Origin of the sequence: Desulfosarcina sp., assembly GCF_046496365.1 — a bacterium.
Lineage (GTDB): Bacteria > Desulfobacterota > Desulfobacteria > Desulfobacterales > Desulfosarcinaceae > Desulfosarcina.
Genome location: NZ_JAWOHB010000136.1, coordinates 82,581 through 93,680, shown reverse-complemented (window position 1 = coordinate 93,680; position 11,100 = coordinate 82,581). Strand labels below are relative to the sequence as shown.

At 47.7% G+C, this 11,100-nt stretch carries 9 protein-coding genes; 6 read left to right on the top strand and 3 right to left on the bottom strand.

Annotated elements, in window-relative coordinates; translation table 11 throughout:
* Positions 1-836, bottom strand: an 836-nt coding sequence (gene hisG / locus R6V78_RS13230) for an ATP phosphoribosyltransferase (RefSeq protein WP_410289837.1), incomplete at its 3' end; no start/stop codon positions are given.
* Complete coding sequence (gene hisI / locus R6V78_RS13225) at positions 833-1,210, bottom strand: phosphoribosyl-AMP cyclohydrolase (RefSeq protein WP_410289836.1); 378 nt, start codon at positions 1,208-1,210, stop codon at positions 833-835. The genes hisG and hisI, both read right to left, overlap by 4 nt.
* Before the next feature lie 285 nt (positions 1,211-1,495).
* On the opposite strand from hisI, the gene R6V78_RS13220 reads away from it, so the two are divergent.
* From R6V78_RS13220 to R6V78_RS13210, 3 genes are all read left to right on the top strand, one after another.
* A complete protein-coding gene (locus tag R6V78_RS13220; RefSeq protein ID WP_410289835.1) occupies positions 1,496-3,901 on the top strand; it encodes a penicillin-binding protein 1A in 2,406 nt (801 codons plus the stop codon).
* Positions 3,902-4,014: 113 nt separating this feature from the next.
* Positions 4,015-6,468 (top strand): PAS domain S-box protein, encoded by a 2,454-nt coding sequence (locus R6V78_RS13215; protein WP_410289834.1) that lies wholly within the window; start codon positions 4,015-4,017, stop codon positions 6,466-6,468.
* 5 nt (positions 6,469-6,473) lie between these two features.
* Positions 6,474-7,130 carry a response regulator gene (locus tag R6V78_RS13210; protein WP_410289833.1) on the top strand — a complete coding sequence of 219 codons (657 nt, stop codon included), beginning with the start codon at positions 6,474-6,476 and terminating at the stop codon, positions 7,128-7,130.
* A gap of 54 nt (positions 7,131-7,184) precedes the next feature.
* Here the strand turns inward: R6V78_RS13210 and R6V78_RS13205 are convergent, their stop codons facing one another.
* The gene (locus R6V78_RS13205; RefSeq protein WP_410289832.1) at positions 7,185-8,456 is read right to left on the bottom strand and encodes an endonuclease Q family protein; all 1,272 of its coding nucleotides are present in this window, start codon (positions 8,454-8,456) and stop codon (positions 7,185-7,187) included.
* 149 nt (positions 8,457-8,605) lie between these two features.
* On the opposite strand from R6V78_RS13205, the gene rdgC reads away from it, so the two are divergent.
* The 3 genes from rdgC (at position 8,606) to dnaN (ending at position 11,096) form a co-directional block, all read left to right on the top strand.
* Complete coding sequence (gene rdgC / locus R6V78_RS13200) at positions 8,606-9,220, top strand: recombination-associated protein RdgC (RefSeq protein ID WP_410289831.1); 615 nt, start codon at positions 8,606-8,608, stop codon at positions 9,218-9,220.
* Between the two features lie 10 nt (positions 9,221-9,230).
* Positions 9,231-9,755 carry a hypothetical protein gene (locus R6V78_RS13195; RefSeq protein ID WP_410289830.1) on the top strand — a complete coding sequence of 175 codons (525 nt, stop codon included), beginning with the start codon at positions 9,231-9,233 and terminating at the stop codon, positions 9,753-9,755.
* Positions 9,756-9,977: 222 nt separating this feature from the next.
* The gene (gene dnaN, locus R6V78_RS13190) at positions 9,978-11,096 is read left to right on the top strand and encodes a DNA polymerase III subunit beta (protein WP_410289829.1); all 1,119 of its coding nucleotides are present in this window, start codon (positions 9,978-9,980) and stop codon (positions 11,094-11,096) included.
* The last annotated feature ends 4 nt before the right edge of the window (positions 11,097-11,100 follow it).

Genomic DNA, 11,100 nt, shown 5'->3' with positions numbered 1-11,100 from the left:
GCCCCTTTTTTAAGCAGCTCGGGAATCAGTTCCCGCACGACACCTGTGCCGACCACGGTCTCCACGGAAAACCAATCGGACTGATACAAGGAAGCAATTGTCGGTGCATTGAGGCTGGGCAACAGATCAACCACCTGTGCCAGTTTGTCGTGGGGCACATTCATTTTGATTCCAACCATCTTTTCTCCCAGCAACGCACCCTGGAGCAACAGCGCGATCTGTTCGATCTTTTCCCGCTTGGCGGCAAGCTCCCAGGCCTGGTGATTGGCGATCAGTTGGGTGTTGGTCTGCATAAGCTCGTGGATGATGCGCAAACCATGGGCTTTGATGGTACTGCCGGTTTCCGTTACCTCCACCACGGCGTCGGCCAACCCGGAGACCACTTTGGCCTCCGTTGCACCCCATGAAAACTCAACGTTAACGGTTATGCCGCGTGCTTGGAAATATCGCTTGGTGAAGGCCACCAGCTCCGTGGCGATCTTCTTGTCCTTAAGGTCTTCCAGGGTCTGGATGGCTGAATCGTGGGGCACCGCCAAAACCCAACGGGCAGGGCGGGCACTGACCTTGGAATAGATCAGATCTTCCACCACCTTGACGTCGGAGCCGGTTTCAGCGACCCAATCCTTACCGGTGAGGCCAGCATCCAGGGTGCCGTTTTCCACATAGCGGGACATTTCCTGGGCTCGGCAGATGGTACATTCGATGGTGTCGTCGTTGATCTCGGGGAAATAGCTGCGGTCATTGACGTTGATCTTCCAACCGGACCGTTTGAACAGGGCAAACGTAGCCTTTTGCAGACTGCCCTTTGGAATTCCCAGCTTCAAGGGTGTTATCATAACTGGTAAACCTCCTTCGGATCAAAAACCGGTTGGCCGACATGAACCAGGGTGCCATCTTCGACCTTTTTGAAAAAGCAGCTGGCATAACCCGTGTGGCAGGCTGCACCCCCCACCTGCTCCACTTTCAGCAACACCGTGTCATTATCACAGTCCACGCGGATTTCCTTAACGCGCTGAATGTGGCCGGAAGTAAGCCCTTTGACCCACAAGACCTCACGGGTCCGGCTAAAGTAGGTGGCGCGTCCGGTTTTAAGGGTCTGTTCCCAGGCCGCTTGGTTCATGAAGGCCAGCATGAGCACGTCTCCGGTTTTGTAATCCTGAACGATAGCCGGTATCAGGCCGCCCATTTTTTTAAAATTCAATGCGAGCATTCGTTATTGCTCCATGGGTGATGGGGTCGGAACCTTTTTCAGACCCGGGGTTCCCCTTGCCCGCGCTTTTTAAACAACGGGTGTAAACCTGGATTATCTAACCGCATCACCAGGGGGAGTCAATCACTTTTTTTCCCAACTGCGGGATAACCTTGCGAAAAAGCTTTTACTTTGTTAGGGTAGTTTGGTTAATATTTCCGGGTCCGGGTAGGGCGCTAGGTTTTTGCATCCGTTACCAGGCTGTCGCCCGGATGCCGGGCCACAAACAGGTGTTACCGGTCTACCATGTCCAAAGAAAAAAGTGCATCACAGATTCTCAAAAAACGGGCGCGTCAACAGACGGGTGGGACCCTTGGGCGGCTCGTCAAATGGTCCCTGTTCATCGCGTTGGTTTTGATGCTCATGGGTGCCACGGCCATGGTGGGAATCTATTTCTATCTAAGCGATGATCTGCCAAAAATAACATCACTCAAGGACTATCATCCGTCTATCATCACCACCGTCTATTCGGATGACAACCGTAAAATTGCCGAATTTTACAAGGAGCGGCGCATCGTCGTCCCCCTGTCGAATATGCCCATTCAACTTCAGCAGGCGTTCATCGCCGCTGAGGATTCCCGATTCTACAAGCACCAGGGCATCGATTTTTTCAGCATTATTCGGGCATTTATAAAAAACCTCGAGGCCGGGACCATCGTCCAGGGCGGCAGCACGATCACCCAGCAGGTCACCAAATCTTTCCTGCTCACGCCCGAACGCAGTTACGAGCGAAAAATCAAGGAGGCGATCCTGGCCTATCGGATCGACCGGTCCTTTTCCAAAGAAGAGATCCTTTACCTGTATCTGAACCAGATTTATCTCGGCCACGGTGCCTACGGTGTAGAAGCCGCGTCGGAAAACTATTTCGGTAAATCAGTCAGTGAACTGAATCTGGCGGAGTGTGCCATTTTGGCCGGGCTTCCCCAGGCCCCCAGCCGGTACTCTCCTTTCCGCTTTCCCGAGCGGGCCAAGCAGCGTCAGATATACGTGCTGAACCGGATGCTGGACGAAGGATTCATTAATAATGCCGAGGTGACCGCAGCCATTGATGTTAAGATGGACATCAAACCCCGCCGGAACTGGTACATCGAAGAGGTCCCCATATACACGGAGCACATCCGGAGGTACGTGGAAAAAAAATATGGCGAGAGGGCGCTCTACACCCAAGGCCTGAAAATTTATGCGGCAGTGAACATCGAAATGCAAAAGGCTGCCCGCCGGGAGATTGATAAAGGGCTCCGTGAACTGGACCGCCGACGGGGGTACAGGGGGCCGGAATCCCATCTGGATCCCGAGGCGATTGAAAGCTTCAGCGACCAGTTGCAGTCCACGATAATGGAATCTCCGCTGGCCGAAGGCACCGTGACCAAAGGGGTGGTCATCGATGTAAATGACACGGCCGGCACGGCCACTATTCGCATGGGTGACGCCCGGGGAACGATTTCCCTCGAAGACATCCGCTGGGCGCGCAAACCCAATACGGAACTCGCTTTTTATCAGGCCAAGGTTAAAAAAGTGAGCCAGGTACTCAGCCGTGGAAACGTAATTCTGGTGACCCTGGTCAAGAAGCCGGCGGACTCCGAGCTGTGGGAGCTTTCCCTGGATCAGGTCCCTGACGCCCAAAGCGCGTTGTTGTGCATCGAAGCTGAAACCGGCCTGGTGAAAGTTATGGTGGGTGGGCGCGATTTCACGGAGAGCCAGTTCAACCGGGCAATTCAGTCGCGCCGCCAGCCAGGTTCCGCATTCAAGCCGATCATCTATGCCGCTGCCCTGGACAAGGGCTTTACGGCAGCAACGGAAATTATCGATTCGCCCATCGTTTTCAAGGACGTTGTCAACGATTTTACCTGGAAGCCCAAAAACTATGGGCAAAAATTTTACGGGCCGACCTTGTTTCGCGAAGCCCTCACCCAATCACGCAATGTCGTCACCATTAAAATCCTGCAGGAAATCGGCATTGATTATTGCATCGATTACGCCAGAAAATTGGGCCTTGAATCCGAACTGGCCAGGGATCTCTCCCTGGCTTTGGGTTCTTCCGGTGTCTCTCTTCTTGAAATGGTCAATGCCTATGCCGTTTTCGCCAACCAGGGCTATCTGGTAGAGCCGGCTTTCATCACTAAAATTGAAGACCGCTTCGGGAATATCCTTGAAGAAATGAACCCCTCAAGGGAACGGGTGATCGATAAAAGTACCGCCTACATCATGACCAGTCTGTTGGAAAGTGTTGTCAAAGAGGGAACCGGCAAGCGTGTCGCGGCATTGAACCGCCCGGTTGCTGGCAAAACCGGGACGACCAACGACCTTCAAGATGCATGGTTTGTGGGTTACACCCCTCGGTTTATCTCCGGCGTCTGGGTTGGATACGACAACGGAGAAACCCTGGGAAAAGGGGAGACCGGGTCACGAACCGCCAGTCCCATTTGGCTGGGATTCATGCAGACGATTTTAAATGGAACCCCGGAACAGATGTTTCAGGTTCCCGAGGGGGTGGTGTTTGCAAAAATCGACGCGAAAACCGGCCTGCTGCCCATCCCCGAATCCCGAAACACACGCTTCGAGTGTTTTAAAGAGGGTACTGTTCCAACCGAATATACAAAAACACCGGATACCATTGTGGATGCCGAATCTTTTTTCAAATCCGACATGTAACTGTGGTCACCCCATCGGCTTAAACATTCTTAATCAATAATCCCGCGGCCTTGCCGTGCGCTTTTTCAAAAGCCTGTCTTCCGCCGATAAAAATCGACCGCCGGAGCGTTAAGATGAAGTTACGATCGATCTTGCGGGTTCTTTCCCTGCTGGCCTTTCTTTCCGCATGTACTGCCGGTTTTCTCTACTATCGCTCCCTGAGGGAATATGCCTTTCAGGAAGCGGAGCGCAACGCCTTGGACCGACTGCAGACTACCAAAAAAAACCTGTCTGCCTTTTTTTCCGAAAACATCAAACCCGCAAGAGTTTTGGCGGGAATGCCCGCCTTGGTAGATGTCCTTGTCCGGACGGACGCAGAGACCTTGAAAACCGCCAACGCACTGCTGGATCTGTTCACAAAAACCCTGGACGTTGAGGTCTGCTACCTGATGGACACCCGTGGCAACACCATTGCCTCGTCGAACCGAAATGATCCGGACAGCTTTGTGGGCATGAATTTTTCTTTTCGCCCCTACTTCCAGGATGCCATGCAGGGGCTTCCAGCCAGCTACCTGGCCCTGGGCACCACCTCGCGAAGGCGGGGAGCCTACTACAGCTATCCGGTCTATCAGCAAAATTCCGACACCCCGCTTGGCATCGCTGTCATCAAGGCCTCTATTTTTTTTGTCGAAAAAGAGCTGACGGTTGAAAAAACCAGCATCCAACTGGTGGTGAATCCCCAGGGTGTGATTTTTATTTCCAGTCGCTCGGAATGGCTCTATCAACTGCTGTGGCAGTTGACGCCGGAAGAGATTCGCCATCTGCGGAAATCCCGACAATTTGGCAACGGACCCTGGCATTGGACGGGGATCCGAAAAAATGAGGTCAACGAAGTTGTCGATACTTCCGGGAAAACATACCTTTTTCACTATCTCGATATCGACGACTACCCCGGCTGGCGGATTGTCCACCTTTACGATATAGAAGCCGCTTCCAGGTTGGTTTCCGAACCCCTTTTAAAGATCATCCGGCCGATTATCATTATCCTGTGTCTCCTTTTCGGGGTGTCTATTTTTTTCCTATACCGCCAAGCCAGTCATGAAATTTCCCGGCGCCGCTCCGTTGAGCGGGCGCTGCGCAAAAGTGAAGAACGCTACCGCTCCCTTTATCACCGCACACCAGCAATGCTCCATTCCATCGATGAAAACGGAATACTGGTCAGCATAAGCGACTACTGGTCCGAAGCCCTGGGATATAAACGCGAAGAGGTCATTGGAAAAAAACTAACCGACTATCTTTCTCCGCGTTCGAGGAAATATGCAGAGGAAACAAGTATCCCCACTTTTTTTAAAAAGGGTTTTGTCAAGAATGTCCCCTATCAGTTTATCAAAAAAAATGGGGCTGTCGTCGAGGTTCAGCTTTCGGCAATAACCGATCGTGATGAGCAGGGCCTTACGTTCAGGTCCCTGGCTGTATCAATTGATGTTACGGAACGCAACAAGGCGGAACGGGCGCTCCAAAAAGCCAAGGAAGCGCTGAGTCAGTATTCCAAGGATCTGGAAAGCCAGGTGCACATGCGCACCCGCGAAATTTCCGGAATTCTACAGTACACGCCGGCCGTCGTCTACATCAAGGATGGCGACGGGAAATATACCATGGTAAATTCCCGCTTCGAAGAGTTATTCAACATCCGTTCAACCGATGTTAGAGGTAAAACCGATCAAGACTTTCTTGCCCCGGAGATCGCCGAACAGTTTTTTAAAAATGATGATCGGGTACTGCGTCAAAAACAGTCGCTCCAGGTGGAAGAAACAATCATTATCAACGGTGAGGCAACCACCTATTTGAGCAGCAAATTTCCGCTTTATGACAGCAAGGGACGGGTTACGGGTGTATGCGGTATCGCCACGGACATAACAGCCTTGAAAAAGGCCCAGGAACGGTTGCGCCGCCTATCCGCCAGCATCATGCACGGTCAGGAAAGGGAACGTGCTTATCTGGCCCGTGAGCTTCACGATGAACTGGGACAGGTGCTGACCGCGCTTCGCATGGAAGCCGTTTGGATCAAAAACCGCGTGCACCAATCCGACCCGACCGCTTCGGCGCGTGCGTTGACCATGTGCGAACTGATCGATAAAACCATTGAAGAGGTTCGCGGCTTGGCTATCCGCTTGCGACCAGGCGTTCTGGACCATTTGGGGTTGGTGGAGGCGATTGAATGGTATGCCACTGATTTTGAAAAACGCTATGGGATCACCTGTGTTTTTGAACATGAGCTCGGTCCGGAAATTCGCGGCAATATCGCCACGGCGGCATATCGCATCACCCAGGAAGCGCTGACAAATGTGGCCCGGCACGCATCTGCGACACGCACAAGAATTGGCATGTCTTTTGGCGCCGGCCAGATGACTCTCTGTATCAGGGATAACGGCAAGGGTTTCGACCCGGATACCCTGGGAGAGTTCGACGGTTTGGGACTGACCAACATGCGGGAGCGCGCCAACCTGGTGGGGGGCTTTTTTGTTGTCGAATCCAGACCAGAGGGCGGAACCCAGCTCTGTTTTGTGGTACCCTTAACCGAAAGCTGACCACCATGATCAGGATACTTTTAGCAGATGACCACAGTATTGTTCGTGCCGGCCTCCGGCGAATCGTTGAAGAGAGCGGAGATATCGAGGTTGTGGCCGAGGCATCAGATGGACGAGAGGCCGTGCTGGCAGTTCGTAGAGAAAAACCAGATGTGGCTGTTATCGACATTTCCATGCCCGTTTTAGACGGTTTGGAAGTGATCACGCAGCTCAAAAGCGAGCGTCCGCGGGTTCCCATCCTGGTGCTGACCATGCACGAAGAGCATCAGTATGTGATTCGCGCCATTGAAACCGGGGCCATGGGATATATCACCAAACAAAGTGCGCCAGAGCAATTGGTCGTCGCCATTCGCAAAGTCCATTCCGGATCCCTTTTTTTGACGGACGAGGCAGCTGAAGCACTGGCCCTGCGGGTCGCCAGGGGAAGCCGGGTCCAGAGCCCAATGGATTCCCTGTCCACCCGGGAGCTTCAGGTGCTCAGACGCCTCGCCCTGGGTAACACAAACAGGGAAATTGCATCGGCTTATCACATCAGCATTAAAACCGTGGATACATATAGATTCCGATTGCTAAAAAAATTAAACTTGCGCAACAACGCAGACCTGTCGCGCTTCGCCATCCAAAACAACCTTATTGAAACAGAACCGAAGGGTTTTCACTGAATCGTCCAAAAAAAGCTCCCTATCCACATTCGCATAGGAAGTTTTGCTTTTAAATTACATGACCGTCAGTCTCTCCTTGTCAGAGAAAATTTTAGCCGTTCCGAAAATTCCATCGTAGCCCGGTGAAAATAAAATCCGGTTTTCCCTCATTTTAAAAATTGCTTCGCCAAGCAGCGGTACCCCGGCGGATTCTATCTGATCCCTTTGGAGATACTTCAAAATCTTAAACTCGTTGCCCAATTTTTCCAACAGTGTCCGGTAGGTGTGTTTAACCTTTTTGGATTGGTTCCCGACCTTGAAAATTTGCGCCAGTAAATCATCAAGCGGAATGAGTCGGTCAAAGTGAATCGCATTATCTGATTTAGCGCCTTCAGGACGGGTGGCCAGCTCCTCCACACGGTGAAGCACTCCTTTTGTCACCGCTTTTCCGCATACCGGACAAATTCCCAATTGGGATTGGGTCTCCTTTGGGGTGAAGCGGACCGAACAGTTGCGATGACCGTCGTAATAATATTTTCCTTTCTCGGGGTAATATTCAAAGGTGCCTGCAAATTTGGATTTATCCCCGTTTTCAATGGCCGCTCGCATTTCAAAATAATTGAGCTCTGTTTTAAACAGATTGGCTTCTCTACCCAGTTTGGAAGGCGAATGGGCGTCAGAATTGGAAATCAGGGTAATACGGTCCAAATCCGCCACCCGCCAGTTCATTGCTGGATCAGACGAAAGACCGGTTTCTGCCGCAAAAACATGGACTGTCAGATCCTCGAAGCACTCTTTAATTGAATCGAACCCAGATTTTGATCCCAGCATAGAAAACCAGGGTGTCCAAATATGGGCTGGGACGAGGTAACCGTTCTCGGACGTTTCAAGCACAATCTCGAGTAAATCCCGGGCATCGAGTCCTAGTATGGGCCTTCCATCCGAATGAAGATTTCCTATGACACCCAAGCGTTTGTTGAAGCGGCGGACACTTTCAACATCTGAAAAATAAACAAGATTGTGATTTTTTCTGGTGCGGCCTTTTTTATTGTAAATATTGCTGATCTCGCAGCTGAGCATAAATCGTACGGGAGCCCTGCAGGATAAAGGAATCACTTCATCACACCAATTGGCAATGTCCTTTTTCAGCCGATAAAGACCCGGCTCCGCCGGTTCCAGTTTTTCATTGATTTCGCTAAACCATTCAGGGTGAGTGAAATCTCCGGTACCAACCACATTGATCCCTTTTTGCTGAGCCCATATATACAGATGTTCAAGATCAAGGGTGCAGGCTGTTGCGCGTGAATATTTTGAATGGATATGCAGGTCGCCAATAATAGGAATCATTTTTTATAAAAAAATCCAATTTCATGAGATTCTTAATAGTTAATCGATCCGGGCCTGAATTAAAAATAGCTTGCAAAAAAATATAAAAACATCTATATGTACTTGTTTTATTAAATAATTATAATACATTCTGTTCACAGGAATTATAAATGGGTATTTTATCATCTTCAGTATCCATCACGCAATATCATGTCGAAGGAAAAATCCAGGATCCTGTCCTGAAATCTGTCGCCCAAGGCTTGAAAAAACAATCAGTTGAGGAAATTGATAACGCGTCTTCGGACAAGGCCGTCGGATGGACCTGCTTCAACGATCCATTCAACATCGATTTTGATAAAGGCCTTTTTTTGATTGGTCCTCATTTTGTTTTTTCATTGCGCATTGACAAAAAATCCATCCCCGCCAAGGTCGTTCAAAAACACTACAGTCTGGAAATGAACAAACGATTGAAAACCAGTGGACGTGAATTTTTAAGTAAAACTGAAAAAAAGGAAATTAAAGATCACATTATTCACCTTCTAAATTTGAGAATTCCAGCAACTCCAAATATTTATGATCTTATTTGGAACTACGAATCAAACACACTCTGGTTTTTTTCAAATCTGAAGAGTGCCAATGAAGAATTGGAAACTCTTTTCACCCGAACTTTTAAATTGAAATTGATCCGCTTATTCCCCTATACCATGGCCAACTTGACGTCGCCTTTGTCCGATAAACAAAAAACTGCCCTCGCGCTACTCACCCCAACTCGATTTATGGAGTAATTGATCACCTATGTTGGATATCGCTGTTGCATATAACCGATATAAATTTATTGGAAATGAATTTTTAACCTGGTTGTGGTTTACCATTGACACCAACCAATTTTTTTTGAAAACCGTTGATGATAGCATCACTTCCATTTATCTGGGAAATCGGATTGTTCTTGAAAACATCATTAATGATGCAACGGAAATTATTATTATTAAAGGTGATGATGCCGGGCTGGAAGAAGGGCTTTTGTCTCTTCGAAAAGGTGCTGTGGTAGTTGAAATGAATGTTTCCTGTAAAACCGAAAATCACGAGTGGAAATTTTCGTTGAAAGGTGAAAGTCTTGGTTTTTCAGGTCTGAAAGTCCCTGAAACAGGACCAGTTAAAACCAAGGATGATATTGAAGGCATAGTACTTGAAAAGGCTTACCTTTATGAAAAGGCATTGACTTTAACAAACAACCTTTTTAATAATTTTTTGAAATTAAGAATAACTGATGAATGGACTGACATAGTTCTTCCACAAATGAAAAAATGGATTCAGACCTAAACAACCAATTTTATAAACATAATAATTTTTGAATTTGTCCATAATTTTTAAATTATCAACATTTTTTTTATATGCAATAATGGTCGCCTGTTTTGTAAAGGAGACAGCCCATTTATAAACACCAAAAACATTGTTTTTATTTTATAATTTAAATTAGTTAACAGATTATCAACTTTTTGTCAGCTCCTACTATTATAACAATTAATTAAAAGGAATTATATTATGAAATTCAGCATCAACAAATTCCAAATTGTTAATGTGCTGGCAAAGGTCCAAGGATTGACCGGACGTAGAAGCAACCTTTCAATTACCGAAAATATTTTGATTCGTGTTGAAGCCGGAGGAATTCATCTCACGGCAACGGACCTGGAAACCGGATTTGAAGGATTTTACCCTGCTGCTGTTGCCGAAGAGGGAACTGTGGCGGTAAGTTCAAAAAAACTGTTTGAAATAATGAGAGAATTTCCATCTGAAGATGTACTTATCCATGAAATTGAAAACAGATGGATAGAAATAGGTCAGGATAAGGTGCAATACCACATTGTAGGTATGAATGCAGAAGATTTCCCGGAAACCCCCCATATAACTGATGTAATTTTTTTTCCCATTGACGCTTCTATTCTTGAAAAGATGATTGAGAGGACCACAATCATATCCGCTGCGGGTGATGAAAAAAGGGCGCACATCAATGGTGTTTTAATAGAGCGTATTCAGGAAGAGGATGGTTGTCGGCTGAAGTTCGTCTCAACCGATGGAAGTCGGTTGAATGCGGCGGACTATTTATTTCCAATAGATCAATCTGTTATATTAAATGAAGGCGTATTGGTGCCCAAAAAGGGATTGAATGAGGTAGCCAAATTTTTAGACATTGAAGGTCCGGTTCAGGTTGGAATAAAAGATAATAATTTTATAGTTAAAAAGGAAATGGAAACAATTATAATTCGTATGTTGGAGGGAGAATTTCCCAAATACGAAGATATCTTGAAAAAAGGAAATGATCACCTCATCAGTTTGAATAAAATTAAATTTGGAAAAATGCTCAAAAGGATGTCTATTTTAGCAACAGACAACTACAAAGGCGCTGTTTTTACGTTCAATGAAAATAAACTGGTCGTAACCGCTACCAATCCTGATTACGGAGAATCAAAAGAAGAAACAGAAATTGAGTTTTATGGAGAGCCCATCGAGGCTGCATTCAACCCTAAATTTTTTTTGGACGCCCTGAGTGTTATTGATGAGGAAAATGTTATTTTAAACATCGTTGATGGCAGTCATCCCTGTGTCATTGAAGGGAATAATGATAAAACATTTATAGGCGTTATCATGCCGATGAGAATATAAAAAA

Bases quoted from the DNA above. Each gene is read 5' to 3' on its own strand.
- hisI (WP_410289836.1), bottom strand. From the start codon at position 1,210: ATGCTCGCATTGAATTTTAAAAAAATGGGCGGCCTGATACCGGCTATC.
- R6V78_RS13220 (WP_410289835.1), top strand. From the start codon at position 1,496: ATGTCCAAAGAAAAAAGTGCATCACAGATTCTCAAAAAACGGGCGCGT.
- R6V78_RS13215 (WP_410289834.1), top strand. From the start codon at position 4,015: ATGAAGTTACGATCGATCTTGCGGGTTCTTTCCCTGCTGGCCTTTCTT.
- R6V78_RS13210 (WP_410289833.1), top strand. From the start codon at position 6,474: ATGATCAGGATACTTTTAGCAGATGACCACAGTATTGTTCGTGCCGGC.
- R6V78_RS13205 (WP_410289832.1), bottom strand. From the start codon at position 8,456: ATGATTCCTATTATTGGCGACCTGCATATCCATTCAAAATATTCACGC.
- rdgC (WP_410289831.1), top strand. From the start codon at position 8,606: ATGGGTATTTTATCATCTTCAGTATCCATCACGCAATATCATGTCGAA.
- R6V78_RS13195 (WP_410289830.1), top strand. From the start codon at position 9,231: ATGTTGGATATCGCTGTTGCATATAACCGATATAAATTTATTGGAAAT.
- dnaN (WP_410289829.1), top strand. From the start codon at position 9,978: ATGAAATTCAGCATCAACAAATTCCAAATTGTTAATGTGCTGGCAAAG.